This is a genomic window from Bradyrhizobium nivariense, assembly GCF_029846695.2.
Taxonomy (GTDB): Bacteria; Pseudomonadota; Alphaproteobacteria; order Rhizobiales; family Xanthobacteraceae; genus Bradyrhizobium.
Genome location: NZ_JARWCR020000001.1, coordinates 50,442 through 68,415, shown reverse-complemented (window position 1 = coordinate 68,415; position 17,974 = coordinate 50,442). Strand labels below are relative to the sequence as shown.

The following is a 17,974-nucleotide window of genomic DNA, read 5'->3' as shown; positions in this document are numbered from 1 at the left end:
TTCGGTCTGCGATCTCAGGACTTGTCGAACTTCTTGACGACATCGGCCCATTTCTCGATGTCGCCGCGCAGGAATTTGTCGAACGTTTCCGGCGTCATCGACATGGGCACGGCACCCTGCTCGGTCCAGAGCTTGACGATGTCGGGCCGTTTCACCATCGTGTTCACGGCGGCATTGAGCTTGTCGATAACAGGTTTTGGAGTGCCCGCCGGCGCCATCAGGCCGAGCCAGATCGTGGCCTCATAGCCTGCGACGCCCGCCTCGATCGCTGTCGGCACATTCGGCAACACCGCTGAGCGCTGCTTGCCGGTGGTCGCGAGCGCGCGGACCTGGTTCTCGCCGATGTTCGGCGCCATCGCCGGCACCGCGTCGATCATCATCTGCACCTGCCCGCCGATCACGCCGCTGCGTGCCTCGCCACTGTTGCGGTAGGGAACGTGGACGAGGTCGATGCCGGCCATCGCTTTGAACAGCTCGCCGGCCATGTGATAGGGCGTGCCCTGGCCGGAGGAGGCGTAGTTGAATTTGCCCGGCTGTGACCTGGCGAGCGCGACGAACTCCTGCAGTGTCTTCGTTGCGACCTGCGGGTTCACCACGATGACGAGATCGGAAGAGTTCACCGGCGCGATCGGCGCGAGGTCACGCATCAGCTCGTATTTGCGTTTGTCCGGCGTCAGCAGGGATTCGTTCGCGGTCTGGGTGTTGGACATCATCAACAGCGTATAGCCGTCGGGCGGCGACTTCGCCGCTTCGACCGTGCCGATGACGCCGCCCGCGCCGGTGCGGTTCTCGATCACGAAGGGCTGGCCAAAGCTCTCCTGGAGCGCATTGCCGATCAGCCGGGCTGCGACGTCGGCCGGCCCGCCGGCGCCGAAGGGCACGATGATCCGGACCGCGTGGTTGGGATATTCTTGCGCCAGGGACGGGGCTGCGGAGAATGCGCTGAGCAGGCTGGCGGCGAGCACCAGCATAAATTGTCGGGCCGTCATACCCACCTCCCTGATGTCGTTCTTGTTGGTCGGCACTGTAACGGCAGGGAATGCGGGCTGTCGACGCCTCACAAGGCCGATGGTGCCTGGAATATCGGGCGGTTTTCGGTGTGGCGGCGCCGCTCTTCGCGGCCGCGGCAGGAACCGGCGGCGCACGCGGTCTGAGCAAATCGCATGGGCATTGCCGGATAAATACCCTCGGCTGACAGGTATTTTGGTGTTACCAAATTGGACATGAATCAGCACGCCAAGATCGAAATCCGCCATTCGACCTGTCCGCATGATTGTCCTTCGGCCTGTGCCCTCGATATCGAGGTGGTCGAGGGACGCAGCATCGGTCGCGTCCGCGGTTCGAAAAAGCAGACCTATACGGCCGGCGTGGTCTGCGCCAAGGTCGCCCGTTATGCCGAGCGCATCCATCACCCCGAGCGGGTGACGTATCCGATGCGCCGCACCGGGCCGAAGGGCTCCGGCCAGTTCGCGCGGATCACCTGGGACGAGGCGCTGGGCGAGATCGGGCATCGCTTCAATCAAGCCGAGCGCGAATTCGGCGCGGAATCGATCTGGCCCTATTATTACGCCGGCACCATGGGGCTGGTGATGCGCGACGGCCTCAACCGCCTCACGCATGTGAAGAAATATTCGCGCTTCTATCAGACCATCTGCGCCAATGTCGGGCGCATCGGGTTCGCGATCGGCACCGGCAAGATCGCCGGCGTCGATCCGCGCGAGATGGCGCTCTCCGACCTCGTGGTGATCTGGGGCACCAATCCCGTCAGCACGCAGGTCAACGTGATGACGCACGCGGCGCGCGCGCGGAAGGAGCGCGGCGCCAAGATCGCGGCCGTCGACATCTACGACAACGAGACCATGAAGCAGGCTGACATCAAGATCATCCTGCGGCCCGGCACCGACGGCGCGTTCGCCTGCGGCGTGATGCACGTCCTGTTCCGCGACGGCTATGCCGACCGCGCCTATATGGACAAGTACACCGATTGCCCTGACGAGCTCGAGGCGCATCTGAAGACGCGCACGCCGGAATGGGCGTCCGCGATCTCGGGCGTCCCGGTGTCGGAGATCGAGGCCTTTGCCAAATTGGTCGGCGAAACCAGGCGGACCTTCTTCCGCCTCGGCTACGGCTTCACCCGCTCGCGCAACGGCGCGGCGCAGATGCATGCCGCGAACTGCATTCCCGCCGTGACCGGCGCCTGGCAATATGAAGGCGGCGGCGCCTTCTTCAACAATTACGCGCTGTGGCACTTCAACGAATCCATCATCGAAGGCCACGACGCCATCGACCAGACCATCCGCTCGCTCGACCAGTCGCAGATCGGCCGCATCCTCACCGGCGATTCCAGGGCCCTGCATGGCAAGGGGCCGGTCAAGGCGATGCTGATCCAGAACACCAACCCGATGACGGTGGCGCCGGAGCAGGCGCTGGTGCGCCAGGGTTTTGCGCGCGAGGATTTGTTCGTCGCAGTCCACGAGCAGTTCATGACCGAGACGGCCGAGATGGCCGACATCGTGCTGCCGGCGACGATGTTCATGGAGCATGACGATCTCTATTACGGCGGCGGCCACCAGCACATCTCGGTCGGCCCGAAGCTGATCGACCCGCCCGGCGAATGCCGCTCCAACCACGAGGTGCTGCAGGCGCTGGCGCCGCGGCTTGACGCCAGGCATCCGGGGTTCGAGCTGACGCCGCGCGAATTGATCGACGCGACGCTGAAGCTGAGCGACCACGGCGACATTGCCGGCCTCGAAGCTGACCTCTGGCGCGACCTGCAGCCGGACTTCCGCACCTCGCATTATCTCGACGGCTTTGCCCATGCCGACAGAAAATTCCATTTCAAGGCCGATTGGGCGCATCCGCCGTTCGGCCAGACGATGGGTGACTTCGACAAGATGCCGTCGCTGCCCGACCATTGGGCGGTGATCGAGCACACCGACCAGGCCCATCCGTTCCGGCTCGCCACGAGCCCGTCGCGCAGCTTCCTCAACACCACCTTCAACGAGACGCCGTCCTCTCAGGCGCGCGAGGGCAAGGCGAGCGTGATGATCCATCCCCTGGATGCGGCCGCGCTCGACATCGCCGATGGCGACGCGGTGACGCTCGGCAACACCCGCGGCGAAACCACGCTGATTGCCACACTGTTCGAGGGCGTGCGGCGCGGCGTGCTGATCGCGGAGTCCGTTCATCCCAACAAGAACCATATCGGTGATCGCGGCATCAACATGTTGACGGGCGCGGACACGATCGCGCCGATCGGCGGAGCCGCTTTCCACGACAACAAGGTCTGGATCAGGAAAGCGGTCGCGGCCTGAGCGCGCGCTTCGATCGCCTTACAAGTTTGTGTCGAGGCGCTAAACCGGCGCCGCGCCGCAGATTGCTCTTGCACCTTCCGCCCGAGCTGCCGCAAATGGCTGCAAAACGGAAAGCAAGGAAGCGAGCGTGCCATGACCGATACCACAGCCGTAATCATCGAGAAGCGCGGGCAGGCGCTCTGGATCACCATCAACCGGCCCGAGAAACGCAATGCGCTGAATGGCGACGTCATCGCCGGCATCGCACGCGGCTATCGCGACGCGCATGACGACAAGGACGTTCGCGTCATCGTGCTGACGGGTGCCGGCGACAAGGCGTTCTGCGCCGGCGCGGACTTGCAGAACTCCGGCGCGGCTTTCGCGATGGATCATTCCAGGCCGAATGTCGACTATGCCGATCTGTTGCGCTTGTCGCAGAACGCGACCAAGCCCGCGATTGCGCGCGTCGGCGGCGTCTGCATGGCCGGCGGCATGGGCCTGCTTTGCATGACCGACATGGCGATTGCGGCCGACCACGTCATCTTCGGCCTGCCTGAGGTGAAGGTCGGCGTGTTCCCGATGCAGGTGTTGAGCCTGTTGCAGTCCATCGCCCCACCTCGCCTCGTCAACGAATGGGCGCTGACCGGCGAGCCGTTCGACGCGAAGGCGGCGCAAGATGCGGGCCTGCTCAATTATGTCGTGCCCACAGCCGAGCTGGACGCCAAGGTCGACTGGCTGATCGGGCGCATCGTCGACAAATCCCCGACCGCGATTCGCCGCGGCAAGTACGCGATGCGCGCCATCGCCTCGATGTCGTTCGACGAGAGCATCGCCTACACCGAAAGCCAGATCGCGCTGCTCGCGATGACCGAGGACGCCAGGGAGGGGCTGAGGGCGTTCAGCGAGAAGCGCAGGCCGGTCTGGACGGGAAAATAGGCGATCATTTCGGTGCCTGCTTCGGGTGTTGCGGCCGGCCGACGCGCCTTTATTCCGAGGGAAAATTGGCATTTAGTCGAACAAGGAGTGATCTTGTCCGCTCCTCGCGACGCTTTTTAGTGGCTATGATCAACTGCTTGCCGGTGCGCTTGGCGTAGGTTGGCAGTTGGCGACTTGATCTATGACGGCCAGCGGCGCGCAACTCTGCATCCGTGAGATCGCTGTCGGCACCCTCAGTGAATCCTCCATGCCGGAAGGAAGTAAAGGAAAGTTCCTGGCGAAGGCCCGCCTCTGCGATTATCGTCTTTACCACACTGCGTAGATAGCGCAGGTCCTTGCGTGGGGTAATCCATGGAAGCGGGGTTGCCGACCGACGATGCGCATGGTCACGCCGGAATACCAGGCCGGAGAGCGCGGTCTTCTTAATCTCATCGAGCTCCTCCATAAGTTCAGGAAAGAGAGGGGCGCCCGTTTCGTCTGACAGCGGCCACCAGGCTTCCTCTCCATTCTTTGGATGTACGATTCTGACGCTATTTGGCCGCTCGCAGGGGCGATAATGCGAAATGTCGAAGGCGCCGAACACGTGCTGCTCTCGCTGCAACCACTCCCACGACAACAAAGCGGCAGTTGCGATCGAGCGATAATCAAGCCTTGTCGCGGCAGCTCTGAACGCGACGAGTTCATCCCAAGTTGCGGTCGGTGTGGGCCGTACCGGCCGTCCGGGCGCATGTGATTTTAAACCCATCCGGGAAAATGGATTGCTCGCTGGTACCATCTTTTCTTGAGCACGCTGACCAACGAACCAGGCGCGGCGGCAGGTTGCCATCGCCACATTTGCATAGCGACGACGCTCGCGAACGATTACCTCTCCGTTGCCACCTACTTTTGTTACTACTAGCAGCTTTCCATAAACTGCGTCGACGAAGGCCTTGGTGAAATCGAACAATTGCTTCGACCCAACTCGACTTCCATCTTTCAGCTCGAGATTGGCGAACAGTGCGAGACTTTTCTTGTACTGCCGCTGAGTGGTGCTTTCGATTTCGTCCCACTTCTGGTGAGCTTGGAAGATGCCGACTAGCCAATCGAACGTGCCGGGTTCGGGAGAGGCCGGCGTCATGTCACTTAAGCCCCGTGAGCGCCAACTGTCGAATGCGGGCAATAGGACCTTCTCCACCCGCTCGACGGCACTTGCGTAGTCGCATCCTAAAGCTTCGGGAGTTGAATCACAGCCCTGTCGGCGAGCCCAGGTTGGCGGTGCAAAATAATAAGCCGTGCTGTTGTTCGCCAATATTTTTTGGCGACAGTATCTGGGAAGTTTCAGTGCCGTATCAAACGATATCATACCAGACATAAGAGGTCCTCCGCTTCCTTTAGATCTCTTTTTCCGATGGGGGCTGCGAAGTGGTCCATAGTCGCCTTCGACCAAACTGGCTGCCGCAGCCGCCCTGTTCCGCGAAAGCCGGCCGGCGGCGGTGCATCTCCTCGACCGAGTGCGCGCGTGAGTTCGCCTGTGTCCTCAAAGTCCAGGTAGGCGGCGGCCATGTCCGCTCTCATCATCGCGGGCCAGGTTCCAGCGGGTGGGTAGCGGGCAGGCAGCGCGGTACGCCGTGACATTGGGCGGTCTGATCTCACTGCTGGTGCCCGCTCGGTGCAACAAGAGCTGAATTCACAGAAGAACGATGTCCGATCTGGAAGATCTAGATTGCTCTTTGCTCGTGGTCGGTGGAGCGAGAGTCGGGGTGGCTCATAAAGCGGACTTTTACGGTGAAAGATTTTTCTCCTCTACTGCGCAGTGCGGCCGGGCGGGGATAAGGCCAGATTAGCGCGTGAAAAGGCGGCCCTTGGCGTGCAGTTCTTGAGGAGAACCGATTTTGATTGGCGAGATCCCGAAAGGCGGCAACAGTTAGGTGTCTCGGTGCCCGGTCGGCGGGGCACCGCTAGCAGGCAGTCAACTGCTTTGGATGTATGATCAATGGCCTATCCGACAGATTGGAGGGTGGACTTGCATTGAAGCCATCGGATCGGTTTCCAGCGTCGGAATTTGGATGTGCGCGCTGCACCAGGTCGGGTCTTATCGCGATTGGCCGATCCAAAGCCGAATGCAACCAGAAACGCGCCAAGGCAGGTGGGGAAGAACTAAAGAAGCGTTTCCCTACGCTTCGGATTAGAATCTATGATGCGCAGACGAATGCGCGAGGAAATCTAGACCCTCCGATTTCGTGGTTTCTTCCGCTTGCGCGCGTGCGGCTTCCGCCGCAACGGGCTCTCGTGAACCGAGCCGCTTTGCGTCTCGGCCATCCGGCTTCGATCCCTCGCGCAACGGGATGCGGAGCTCCTCGCCGGGGGCACTCGGAAAAGGGGCTCGCCTGCGGCGATCGCTATCACTGCCCCGTTCCCGGGTGCCGCTATTGAACCGGTCTCGTCGCTGCACTCGGACCCGCGTGCCCCTTCGGGTCGCTATGCTCACGCTCTCCGGGTGCCATTTTCCGTTGAGGCGATGCGCCCCGGCGCACGCCTGGTCGGGCCTGCGGCCCCAGGTAGCTCAACGCAATTCCCATGAAGATCCGATGGGGGCTGCGTCGCAGATGTCGCATTCTCTCAGGTAGAGGCGAGAGTCAGAGTGTCGGCCGGGTTTTGCCGTGACGGGTTACAGGCTGCGAGAGAGGCTCGCGGTCCCCGTCGCGGAGATCCGCGATGTCCAGACAACATGATCCTCGGGCGCGCACCGGTGAGGACCGGACAAGCCTTTATGACGAAGTTACTAACAAGATCATCGCCGAGCTGGAGGCCGGCCGAGTGCCGTGGGTGCAGCCTTGGGGCACCGCGGCGGCAAAGGCGCATTTGGCGATACCGAAAAGCGCTGCGACCGGCCGCCAATACAGCGGCATAAACATTTTGATTCTCTGGGGTGCTGCCACCGAATATGGATTTACAGGGCAGAGCTGGCTTACATTTCGCCAGGCGCTGTCGCTTGGTGGCCACGTCCGCAAGGGCGAGCGCGGCACGACTGTCGTGTATGCCGACCGCTTTGTGCCGGCGGACGAAAAGCGCCGCGCACACGAGACCGGCGAGGAGGCACAAGCTGTTCCGTTCCTCAAGCGCTTCACGGTCTTCAACAGCGATCAATGCGAGGGCTTGCCTCCAGAGATCGCAACAACAGCGCCGCCTCCGCCGCCAGGCCTGATCGAGCCGCAGGTCGAATACCTGATCAAGGCGACCGGCATCGACTTCCGCATCGGCGGCAACCGCGCCTTCTACCTGCCGACGGATGATTATGTGCAGGTGCCCCCACCGCAAGCCTATTTCGAACCGATCAATTGGCATCGAACGGCCCTGCATGAATTGGCGCATGCCAGCGGCCATCCATCACGTCTCAACCGTGACCTGTCAGGCGCCTACGGTACCAGGAAGTATGCCTTTGAGGAGCTGGTTGCGGAAATCGCCTCTGCGTTCGGTTGCGCCTCGCTCGGTATCGTGCCCACGGTGCGGCACGCCGACTATATCGGCTCCTGGCTGGAGGTGCTGCGAGAGGATAATCGCGCGATTGTGCGAGCTGCTTCGCAAGCCAGCAAGGTCGCAGATTATCTCCTTGGCTTTCTCCCAGAACCCGCTGTCGATATGCCGGAGGACCAGCAGGCGGCCTGAGGAGGTTCTGCTTGGTGGCCGCGGGCACGAGAGTGAGAGGGCAGGGGTGTTTCCACGACGGGTTGGAGGCCGAGAGAGAGGCTCTCGGCTGCCCGTCGTGGAGAATCGATAATGACGAAGGCTGTCCAAAAGATCACCTTGTCCCCCTCACGTGACATTCCGTTCAACAGACTGGTCCTTAGCCAGTCCAACGTCCGGCATGTGAAGGCGGGCGTTTCCATCGAGCAACTCGCCGAAAGTATCGCGCAGCGTACGCTCCTGCAAAGTCTCAATGTGCGCGCGGTTGTGGACGCCGAAGGCAATGAGACCGGCATGTTCGAGGTGCCGGCCGGTGGCCGGCGCTATCGCGCGCTGGAACTTCTCGTAAAGCAGAAGCGCATGGCGAAAACGCAGGCCGTGCCCTGTGTCGTGCGCGAGGGGGGCATCGCTGAAGACGACTCACTTGCAGAGAATGACGAGCGCGTAGGGCTGCACCCGCTCGATCAGTTCCGGGCATTCCGGACCTTGAGTCGCGGTGGCATGTCCGACGAGGATATCGCTGCCCGGCACTTCGTGACGCCGGCTGTCGTGAAGCAACGACTCCGGCTGGCGTCCGTGTCGCCAAAGCTCCACGACGTCTATGCCGATGACGGCATGACTCTCGAGCAGCTTATGGCCTTCTCGGTCGCGGCGGATCACACGCGGCAGGAGCAGGTCTGGGAGAACGTCAGCCGATCCGGCTATGACGAACCCTATCAGATCCGGCGGATGCTGACGGAAAATACCGTGCGCGCCTCCGATCGCCGCGTTCAGTTCATTGGGCTGGATGCTTACGAGCAGGCTGGCGGCGGCATTTTGCGCGATCTGTTCGAGCACGATGATGGCGGCTGGCTCCAGGACGTTGCTTTGCTCGACCGTCTCGTGACAGAAAAGCTCAAAGCCGAAGCCGAGATGATTGCAGCCGAAGGCTGGAAGTGGATATCGCTCGCCGTCGAGTTCCCCTTCGGTCACAACGGGGGCCTGCGCGAGTTCGAGGGCAAGCCCGTCGATTTATCCCCCGAGGAGCAGGCCACCATCGACGCTCTGAACGCCGAGCAGGCCAAGCTTGAAGCCGATTACCAGGATGCCGACGAGCTGCCCGACGAGGTCGATCAGCGTCTCGGCGAAATCGAGGCGGCGCTGGTTGCGTTCGAAGACCGGTCGATGATTTACGATCCGGCCGAGATTGCCCGCGCTGGTGTCTTCGTCAGCATTGATTCCGAAGGGCGCCTCTCGGTGGACCGGGGATACGTCCGGCCGGAGGACGATTTGTCGGCAGCCGATCCTGATGTCGGGCAGGGCGCCGACACACAGTCGATCGAGGGGAAGGCGGCTGGTACTTCCGTCCAGCGCACGGTCATCGCGGTCGCAGGTAGCGCGGCTGATCCCGAAGAAGACGATGAGGACGCGACGAAACCTCTGCCGGATCGGCTGATTACCGAGCTGACGGCGCATCGCACGCTGGCGTTGCGGGATGCGCTGGCAGAAGATCCTGCGATCGCGTTCCAGGCGGTGCTGCACAACTTCGTGCTGACGGCCTTTTACCGGTTCGCTTCGTCCGGAAGCTGCCTTGAGATCGGACTTCGCACGCCGACCTTTCCGGCTCAAGCTCCTGGCTTGAGGGAAAGCGCGTCCGCGAAGGCTGTTGAGGCGCGGCATGAATCCTGGAAGGCACGTTTGCCGAAGGGTGAGAGCGATCTCTGGGATGCTCTTTCAGCCCTCGATGGCGACGCACCGGCATCCCTGTTCGCTCACTGTGCGTCATTTGCGGTCAACGCTCTCTACGAGCCGGCCAACCGGTACAATCAGGGTCGCGTCTCCGCCCACGGCGTCCGCACCCGGCTCGACCATGCTGACGTGCTGGCACGCGCGGTCGGTCTCGACATGGTTCAAGCGGGGTGGAAGCCCACCGTCGACAACTATCTCGGCCGGGTCACCAAGCCTCGCATCTTGGAGGCGGTGCGGGAAGCCAAGGGTGAATCCTCCGCGCAACTGATCGACCACCTGAAGAAGGCCGACATGGCCAAGGAGGCTGAGCGTCTTCTCGACGGTTCAGGCTGGTTGCCGGAGCCGCTGCGTCTGGTCGATCCAGATGCGGCGTCAGGGGAGCAGGAGAGTGAAGCGGGCCCGCTGCCCGAATTCCTCGCCGATGACGAGGATCGGGACAACGCGGGCGACGATGGTCCGCAACAGCTCGACGCGGCTGAGTGACATGTAGAACGGGATGGCTCCCGCCGTCCCACAGTTGCTTGGGGACCGGTGTGCCGCGCCGGTCCCCATTTTTATGCGGGAGGACTGAGAGGGAGAGCCGGGCCGGCAAGGGTTTGAGCCGTCGGGTCTTAAGGAGAGCGCCTGATGGTTCGACCCATTCCTGCTCTCCGAAAGAACCCTGTCATGACCGAATCTCTCGCCGGCGGCGCTGCCGCCGCGCCGCTCTCGATGCGCGCCGCTGCAACTCTCACCCCTGCCGCCGTTAGGGCAGCCCGACAGCTCGCGGTTGATCTTGAGCGCGGCCGTCGCATCGATGCCGCTGTCCTGCGTAGCGCCATGGAAGCTGCCTTCGGCGCTTCCGACGCCACTGGCGTCTGGAACTGGAAGACCGCCTATGATGTCTGCGAGGCGGCGACGGTCCTGTTCCTTCGCAAGTTCGGCCCGGCCATCCGGACCAAGGCTGGCTCAACGAGCGCGATGCTGCCGATGCTCGCGAAGATCGCGCGCTGCCTGCCGACCCACACACGGCGCTCCGAGGACAGCCAAGCCCTTCAACAATTCTCGACGCCGATCCCGCTTGGGCTTGCCGCATGCACCGCGGCCGGCATCACGCCGTCCGACCGGGTTTTGGAGCCCTCTGCGGGGACCGGCTTGCTCGCCATCTTTGCCGAGCTCGCCGGCGGTGCCTTGGTATTGAACGAGCTGGCCGAGACCCGCGCGGGGGTGCTCGACGAACTGTTTCCCAAAATTAAGCTCACGCGGTTCGACGCCGCCCAGATCGATGATCACCTCGATGCGCATGTCGTACCGAGCGTCGTCTTGATGAACCCGCCGTTCTCGGCACTGGCGAACGTCGATCGACGCATGGCGGACGCGGCTTTCCGGCACATCGCGTCGTCCTTGGCGCGTCTTTGCGACGGCGGACGTCTGGTCGCCATTGCCGGCGCGAGCTTTGCGCCGGACAATCCGGCGTGGCGAGACGCCTTCGTTCGCCTCCAGCAGCGCGGGCGGGTGGTGTTTTCTGCCGCCATCGATGGCGCGGTCTATGCGAAACACGGAACGCAGACCGACACACGACTGCTTGTGATCGACAAGCAGCCCGCCGCAGACCCGAACGTCCTTCCCGCTTCACTTGGCATGGCCGGCGATGTCGCCACCTTGCTTGACTGGGTGACCCAGTATGTGCCCCCCAGGCTGCCTGTTGTCACCCCCATCATGGTCGACGCCATCAGGCGCCCCGCGACGCTGCGGCCGGTCAGCGCCTTTGCGCCACGGGCGTCGTCCACTTCGAAAGGTTGTGCGCCAGAGGGCGTCGAACTTACCTATGAGACCGTCGAGTGGACGCCTCCGGAAGGCGTTCGACTGACCGACGCGCTTTATGAGGAATACGCGCTGCAGACGATCCGTATTCCGCACGCGCATGCGCATCCGACCAAACTCGTGCAGTCCGCCGCGATGGCCTCGGTCGCGCCGCCGAAGCCGTCTTACCGGCCACATCTGCCGGCCAAACTCGTGGCAGATGGCATCCTGTCCGACGCCCAGCTTGAGAGCGTCGTCTATGCCGGCCAGGCGCATTCCGAGTTTCTTGCGGGATGCTGGACGGTCGATGCGACCTTTGACGTGGTGGCGGCCGCGCGCGACGACGCAGAGAATGCCGTCCGCTTTCGCCGCGGCTGGTTTTTGGGCGACGGCACCGGCGCGGGCAAGGGACGGCAGGTCGCGGGCATCCTGCTCGATAACTGGCTGAAGGGCCGCCGCCGAGCGGTCTGGATCAGCAAATCCGACAAGCTGATCGAAGACGCGCAGCGCGACTGGTCCGCGCTCGGCATGGAGCGGCTGCTCGTGACGCCGCTGTCCCGTTTCCGGCAGGGCACACCGATCCGGCTCGCGGAAGGCGTCCTTTTCACCACCTACGCTACGCTGCGCACCGATGAGCGTGGCGAGAAGCTTTCGCGCGTGCGGCAGATCGTCGAATGGTTGGGCTCCGACTTCGACGGAGTGATCGTCTTCGACGAGAGCCACGCGATGCAGAACGCGGCAGGCCAGAAGGGCGAGCGCGGCGAGCAGGCGGCCTCCCAGCAGGGGCGTGCGGGCCTGAGGCTCCAGCACGCATTACCGAATGCCCGCGTCGTCTATGTCTCGGCGACGGGCGCCACGACCGTCCACAATCTGGCCTACGCCCAGCGGCTGGGATTGTGGGGCGGCGCTGATTTCCCGTTCGCCACCCGGGCCGAATTCGTCGAGGCGATCGAGGAGGGTGGAGTCGCGGCGATGGAGGTGCTCGCGCGCGACCTCAAGGCGCTCGGTCTCTACGCGGCCCGCTCGCTCTCTTACGAGGGCGTCGCGTACGAGCTCGTCGAGCACCAGCTCACGCCCGAGCAGGTTCGCATCTACGATGCCTACGCCGGAGCGTTCAGCGTCATCCATAACAATCTCGACGCGGCAATGCGGGCCGCCAACATCACCGGCGAGACCGGCACGCTGAACGGCCAGGCTAAATCGGCCGCGCGATCTGCCTTCGAGAGTGCCAAGCAGCGCTTTTTTGGCCACCTCCTGACCTCAATGAAAACGCCGTCATTGATCCGCTCGATCGAGCGTGATCTCGAAGCCGGCCATGCAGCCGTCATCCAGATCGTCTCGACCGGCGACGCGCTGATGGAGCGAAGGCTCGCCGAGATCCCGACGGAGGAGTGGGGCGACGTCCGGGTCGACATCACCCCGCGCGAGTACGTCCTCGACTATCTCGCCCATTCCTTTCCGGTCCAACTCTACGAGCCCTTCACCGACCAGGAAGGCAACCTCTGCTCCCGGCCTGTCTACCTCGACGGCCAACCGGTCGAGAGCCGGGAGGCCGTCGCTCGCCGCGACCGCCTCATCGAGAAGCTCGCCTCGCTGCCGCCGGTACCTGGCGCGCTGGACCAAGTCGTCCAGCGCTTCGGCACCGACATGGTCGCGGAAGTCACAGGCCGCTCGCGTCGTATCGTTCGCAAGGGCGACCGGCTGCTGGTCGAAAACCGAACTGGTTCGGCCAACCTCGCCGAGACGTCGGCCTTCATGGACGACGTCAAGCGGATCCTCGTATTCTCCGACGCGGGCGGCACGGGGAGGAGCTACCATGCCGAGTTGTCGGCGCGGAATCGCCGCCTGCGGGTCCACTATTTGCTCGAGCCCGGCTGGAAAGCGGACGCCGCGATCCAGGGGCTCGGCCGAACCAACCGGACCAACCAAGCGCAGCCGCCGCTGTTTCGCCCGATCGCGACCGACGTGAAGGCCGAAAAGCGTTTCTTGAGCACCATTGCGCGCCGGCTCGACACGTTGGGAGCCATCACCCGCGGCCAGCGCCAGACCGGAGGGCAGGGGTTGTTCCGCCCCGAGGACAATCTCGAAAGCCAGTACGGCCGCGATGCGTTGCGCCAGCTCTACACACTGTTGGCGCGCGGCAAGGTCGAGGGCTGCTCGCTCGAGAGGTTCGAGGATGCGACCGGTCTGAAGCTCACGGATGCTAATGGGCTCAGGGATGACCTGCCGCCGATCACGATTTTCCTGAACAGGTTGCTGGCGCTCACGATCGATCTTCAGAACATCCTGTTCACCGTCTTCGAGCAGCTGCTGACGGCTCGGATCGAGGGGGCGGTCGCATCGGGTAGCTATGACGTCGGGCTGGAAACGCTCCGCGCCGAGAGTTTTGTCGTCACCGATCGGCGGACGATCTATACCCATCCCGGCACTAACGCCGAGACCCGGCTGCTCACGATCACCCAGCGCCAGCGCAATCATCCTGTGAGCCTGGATGACGCTCTCGGTCGTCGTTCCGATCTTCGTGCCGGCCTGCTGATCAATGAACGCTCGGGACGAGCCGCCGTGCAGCTGCCGGCCCCGAGTTTCATGTTTGACGACGGCGAGATCGAGCGGCGCGTCCGCCTGATCCGGCCGATGGAGCAGCACAGCGTTTCCCTAGAGACGATGACGGAAAGCCATTGGCGCGACGCCGACCGCGAACGCTTCGCCGCGGCCTGGCTGGCGGAGCTTGCCGAGATCCCAGAGTTCACGGAAGGCACGATCCACGTCGTGGCCGGCGTGCTGCTGCCCATCTGGAAGCGGCTGCCGAACGAGTCGACACGGGTCTATCGGCTTCAGACCGATGCGGGCGAGCGGATCATCGGCCGCAGGGTCTCGACGACCTGGGTCGCGAATGCCCTTGCGGCTGACGCGCCGGCGTTGACGCCGGACGCTGCCTTTGCCGCGCTCGTGGAGGGACGGACCGTCCTCGAGCTTGCGGAGGGGCTCCAGCTTCGCCGTGTCCGCGTGATGGGCGCACACCGTATCGAACTGTCGGGCTTCAACGACACGATGCGCGATCGCTTGCGGGCTTATGGCCTCTTTGGAGAGATCATCTCCTGGAACTGCGCATGTTCGTGCCCACGGACGCGAGCGGTGCCGAGATCCTGTCGAAGGTGCTCGACCACTATCCGGTCGCGCGCATCAGCGAGCGGGAGGCCGCCTGATGCCCCGCGATGCCAGCGAACTGGCACGCTGGCTCGCGCGCGAGGCCGAGGCGGTGTGCCGACATTATCTCTCCCACGGCAAGCGGGCGGGGCGGTACTGGGTGGTCGGCGACGTCCACAACACGCCAGGCCGCTCACTGTTCGTGCGGCTCCAGGAATCGCCAAAGGGGCCGCCCGGCAAGTGGACCGATGCCGCGACCGGGGAACATGGCGACCTCCTCGACATCATCCGCGAAAGCCTGGGTTTGCGAGACTTCCGCGAGGTCGCCGAGGAAGCGAGGCGGTTTCTGAGGCTGCCTCGTTCAGCGCAGCAATCGGCCCCGAAACCCATTCGTTCGGTAGTTCCGACCGGGTCGCAGGAATCCGCCCGCCGGCTCTTTGCGATCTCTAACCCGATCGAGGAGACGGTGGTCGAGACGTATTTGCGGCGTCGCGGAATAGCCCGCATCCACCATGGTGGCAGCCTGCGCTTCCACCCACGTTGCTTCTATCGGCCCGACGACCATTTGCCGACTGAAACCTGGCCGGCGATGATCGCCCGCGTCACGGATCTCGATGGTCGGATCACCGGCGTGCACCGCACCTGGCTTGATCCGGACGGCTTCGATCGCGTCCGGCTCGGCAAGGCTCCGATCGATACGCCACGACGCGCCATGGGCGATCTGCTCGGCAATGCCGTTCGGTTCGGCGTGGTGGATGACGTGCTCGCTGCCGGCGAGGGCATCGAGACCATGCTGTCCATACGCTGCGTGTTCCCGACCATGCCGATGGCCGCTGCGCTTTCGGCCAATCACCTCTCGGCCATCATGCTGCCGTCTAGCCTACGTCGGCTCTATATCGCCCGCGATGCCGATGCCGCCGGGGATGCGGTGCAGGCCATTCTGACTCAGCGTGCAACGGACCTCGGCATTGAGGCGATCGCGCTGTCGCCTCGGTTAGGCGACTTCAACGAAGATCTGCATGTCTTCGGTCTCGAGACCCTTCAAGCGGCCTTGCGGTTCCAGCTCGTGCCAGAGGACGTCGTTCGCTTCCTGCATTCATCGACGGTGGCCGCGGAATAGCTCCCGGCCTTTGATCGACGCTGCCAGGCCGGTCATAGGTGAGACCAATACCGGAAGAGGACGCGACCTCGGCCTTCTAGAGGGCGATCGGACAGCAAGCGGCCCGGGCCGGCAATGGCTGCGTCCGACTATTTTCCGCCGCGCGCCAGCGATGTGAAGACACATCATGCGTTTGGCAGCGCGCTTTGCATCGCGAAGCAAAATAGCCGGCCTCCGCCATCCTCCGCTGTCGCTTCGGCCCTTTCGGGTTCTGGCCCGTTCCGCCTGCCGTCAGAGGATCGCCACGAAGGCCGCGATGGTCGCGGCCGATCCGGCAAAGGACCTCTACCCATGACCGACCATGACGACATCGAACCGCCGCACGCCACATCTCCGACCGACCACGTCCTCACCGAATTGCAGCTCTTCGGCTATCGTCCCTTCGACGACCAGCCCGATCCAAGACCGCTCCCCGAGGGCAGGATGATCGCCGGCGCTGTCGCCGATATCTTTGACTCCCTTGTTGCGACCCTCAACGACACGCGGCTTGAGCCGGACCTTGACGATCTGCTCTGGTCGACCGTCAATCTGTTCCATCGTGCCGTCGAGCGCATCGAAAGGCAGCTCGATGACAACGAACAAGCACAGCATAAGAGCCAACGTGAGCAGAACGGCTCGGAAGTGCGATCGGTCGAACTCGAGCGCCTGACGGCCGAAGGCATCACGCTGATCGAGCGCCGCAATTGCCTGGAACTGTTCCGGGATCAGGCCATCGAGCGATTTGAGGTCCACACCGGCTCAGCTTGGCGTCCTCGGTCGGGATCATTGGTCAACCACCGAACGCTCACCGCGGCAATGATCGACTCCCGCGACTTCATCGCGGCCAAGCGTCGTTCCGAGACTGAGGTCATGTTGCCACCAGGACCGAAGATCGCACTCACCGGTGGGCTCGATTTCAACGACCACCACCTCGTCTGGGATCGCCTCGACAAGGTTCATGCCAAGCACCCCGACATGGTCCTGCTCCATGGCGGCTCGCCCAAGGGTGCCGAACTGATCGCCTCCAGATGGGCGACCGCCCGCAAGGTACCTCAGATCGCCTTCAAGCCTGACTGGACGAAACATGCCAAAGCAGCCCCCTTCAAGCGCAACGACGCTATGCTCGAACTCCTGCCAATCGGCGTCATGCATTTCCCGGGCACGGGAATTCAGGACAATCTCGCTGACAAGGCGAAGCGGCTTGGCATTCCCGTTTGGAAGTTCGGCGGCGCATGAGCGCCGTCTTGCTCGCCTGTAAGACGAGGTGGAGTTGCACGCCGCAACTACGCCTCGTTTCGTTTTTACATCGCAAGACTGCGCCGTGGTGGTGGTGGAAGGCGCGATTGATAAATCCATACACATGGAGCCACCACCATGCTCGCCATTGGGCTTGTTCTCAACACACTCGGTATCGGTTTGTTTTGCTGGGCGATCTTTGCGCTCGCTGTGTATGCGCTACCATTTTTCGTCGCACTCAGTGTCGGGATGTTGGCATTTCGTCATGGCGCGGGCGTCTTCGGCGCACTGCTTATCGGAATTGCTTCTGGCACGCTGACGCTTGCCGCTGGTCAGGTCGCCGTCGCCGTTAGTCGGTCCTTGACCTTGCGCGTCGCGATCGCAACCGTATTCACGGTCCCCGCAGCGATCGCCGGCTATCAGGTGATTTTTGCCCTGTCGCAGATCGGGGTTCCTTCATTGGCTTGGCGCGAGGCGTTCGCATGCCTAGGAGCGGTTTGCATCGGCGGCACGGCATGGACACGCTTGACCGTGTTCGCGGGGACCCTCCCGTCGGAGTCGGCCGGGGTGGTGGAGAATGCGCCTGAACCAGTTCTCACAGCCGCCGCGCACGAGCGGTGAGGCTTCGTCGCCATCATCGGCCGAGCAAGACGGCACAGGGCGTCACGTTGAACGAGGGGTCGACGAGCTTGAGCGAGAGGTAATCTCGGCCCTCTTCGGGGCGCTTAAGCAAGCCGTACCGGTCTCTGTCTGGCCCACATAGCTGCGGTGGAACGGCGCGCTCCGTTCGATCATTCCTTCCGGGACGATACCGCCCTTTGCGGCAGATTGTTTCTCTTTCTGCGCCGAACCGTACCAACCCCTTGTTCAGCAGAACCGAGATTCGCCAGTCTTCTCCTCAAGATTGCGGTTCAGCACGCAGACCACGTGGCCTCTTTGATGGCTTGATCTGGCCGAAGACCGGCTGCGCCTCGATCGTCTGAGCCGCAACGCCTTTGATGCGATTTTCTTCCCCTGGGCTTCGCCCATTCCTCGCGAGGCAAGAAAGTCG

At 63.2% G+C, this 17,974-nt stretch carries 9 protein-coding genes and 2 pseudogenes; 8 read left to right on the top strand and 3 right to left on the bottom strand.

Annotated features, from left to right (window positions below; genetic code table 11):
• Positions 1 to 14: 14 nt before the first annotated feature.
• Positions 15 to 989 (bottom strand): Bug family tripartite tricarboxylate transporter substrate binding protein, encoded by a 975-nt coding sequence (locus QCM77_RS00315; RefSeq protein ID WP_279681368.1) that lies wholly within the window; start codon positions 987 to 989, stop codon positions 15 to 17.
• Positions 990 to 1,223: 234 nt separating this feature from the next.
• Between QCM77_RS00315 and QCM77_RS00310 the strand changes: the two genes are divergently transcribed.
• Both QCM77_RS00310 and QCM77_RS00305 read left to right on the top strand, forming a co-directional pair.
• Positions 1,224 to 3,314 (top strand): molybdopterin-dependent oxidoreductase, encoded by a 2,091-nt coding sequence (locus tag QCM77_RS00310; RefSeq protein ID WP_279681366.1) that lies wholly within the window; start codon positions 1,224 to 1,226, stop codon positions 3,312 to 3,314.
• Positions 3,315 to 3,446: 132 nt separating this feature from the next.
• Positions 3,447 to 4,229 carry an enoyl-CoA hydratase/isomerase family protein gene (locus tag QCM77_RS00305; RefSeq protein WP_279681365.1) on the top strand — a complete coding sequence of 261 codons (783 nt, stop codon included), beginning with the start codon at positions 3,447 to 3,449 and terminating at the stop codon, positions 4,227 to 4,229.
• Between the two features lie 49 nt (positions 4,230 to 4,278).
• Here the strand turns inward: QCM77_RS00305 and QCM77_RS00300 are convergent, their stop codons facing one another.
• Positions 4,279 to 5,580 (bottom strand): site-specific integrase, encoded by a 1,302-nt coding sequence (locus tag QCM77_RS00300; protein WP_279681363.1) that lies wholly within the window; start codon positions 5,578 to 5,580, stop codon positions 4,279 to 4,281.
• Between the two features lie 1,343 nt (positions 5,581 to 6,923).
• Between QCM77_RS00300 and QCM77_RS00295 the strand changes: the two genes are divergently transcribed.
• The 6 genes and pseudogenes from QCM77_RS00295 to QCM77_RS00270 all read left to right on the top strand — a co-directional run bounded on the left by QCM77_RS00295 (position 6,924) and on the right by QCM77_RS00270 (position 17,544).
• Positions 6,924 to 7,874, top strand: coding sequence for an ArdC family protein (locus QCM77_RS00295; protein ID WP_279681361.1), 951 nt, complete (start codon positions 6,924 to 6,926; stop codon positions 7,872 to 7,874).
• 111 nt (positions 7,875 to 7,985) lie between these two features.
• The gene (locus QCM77_RS00290) at positions 7,986 to 10,103 is read left to right on the top strand and encodes a ParB/RepB/Spo0J family partition protein (RefSeq protein WP_279681359.1); all 2,118 of its coding nucleotides are present in this window, start codon (positions 7,986 to 7,988) and stop codon (positions 10,101 to 10,103) included.
• Between the two features lie 183 nt (positions 10,104 to 10,286).
• Positions 10,287 to 14,608: pseudogene (locus QCM77_RS00285) on the top strand (strawberry notch-like NTP hydrolase domain-containing protein).
• A complete protein-coding gene (locus tag QCM77_RS00280) occupies positions 14,608 to 15,669 on the top strand; it encodes a DUF7146 domain-containing protein (RefSeq protein WP_279681357.1) in 1,062 nt (353 codons plus the stop codon). Before QCM77_RS00285 ends, QCM77_RS00280 begins: the two are co-directional and overlap by 1 nt.
• Before the next feature lie 330 nt (positions 15,670 to 15,999).
• The gene (locus tag QCM77_RS00275; protein ID WP_279681355.1) at positions 16,000 to 16,923 is read left to right on the top strand and encodes a DUF2493 domain-containing protein; all 924 of its coding nucleotides are present in this window, start codon (positions 16,000 to 16,002) and stop codon (positions 16,921 to 16,923) included.
• Positions 16,924 to 17,061: 138 nt separating this feature from the next.
• Positions 17,062 to 17,544 carry a hypothetical protein gene (locus QCM77_RS00270; RefSeq protein WP_279681352.1) on the top strand — a complete coding sequence of 161 codons (483 nt, stop codon included), beginning with the start codon at positions 17,062 to 17,064 and terminating at the stop codon, positions 17,542 to 17,544.
• Positions 17,545 to 17,590: 46 nt separating this feature from the next.
• Here the strand turns inward: QCM77_RS00270 and QCM77_RS00265 are convergent.
• A pseudogene (locus tag QCM77_RS00265) lies at positions 17,591 to 17,706 on the bottom strand (DUF736 family protein); the annotation flags it as partial.
• Positions 17,707 to 17,974: the final 268 nt, after the last annotated feature.

Bases quoted from the DNA above. Each gene is read 5' to 3' on its own strand.
- QCM77_RS00315 (WP_279681368.1), bottom strand. From the start codon at position 989: ATGACGGCCCGACAATTTATGCTGGTGCTCGCCGCCAGCCTGCTCAGC.
- QCM77_RS00310 (WP_279681366.1), top strand. From the start codon at position 1,224: ATGAATCAGCACGCCAAGATCGAAATCCGCCATTCGACCTGTCCGCAT.
- QCM77_RS00305 (WP_279681365.1), top strand. From the start codon at position 3,447: ATGACCGATACCACAGCCGTAATCATCGAGAAGCGCGGGCAGGCGCTC.
- QCM77_RS00300 (WP_279681363.1), bottom strand. From the start codon at position 5,580: ATGTCTGGTATGATATCGTTTGATACGGCACTGAAACTTCCCAGATAC.
- QCM77_RS00295 (WP_279681361.1), top strand. From the start codon at position 6,924: ATGTCCAGACAACATGATCCTCGGGCGCGCACCGGTGAGGACCGGACA.
- QCM77_RS00290 (WP_279681359.1), top strand. From the start codon at position 7,986: ATGACGAAGGCTGTCCAAAAGATCACCTTGTCCCCCTCACGTGACATT.
- QCM77_RS00280 (WP_279681357.1), top strand. From the start codon at position 14,608: ATGCCCCGCGATGCCAGCGAACTGGCACGCTGGCTCGCGCGCGAGGCC.
- QCM77_RS00275 (WP_279681355.1), top strand. From the start codon at position 16,000: ATGACCGACCATGACGACATCGAACCGCCGCACGCCACATCTCCGACC.
- QCM77_RS00270 (WP_279681352.1), top strand. From the start codon at position 17,062: ATGCTCGCCATTGGGCTTGTTCTCAACACACTCGGTATCGGTTTGTTT.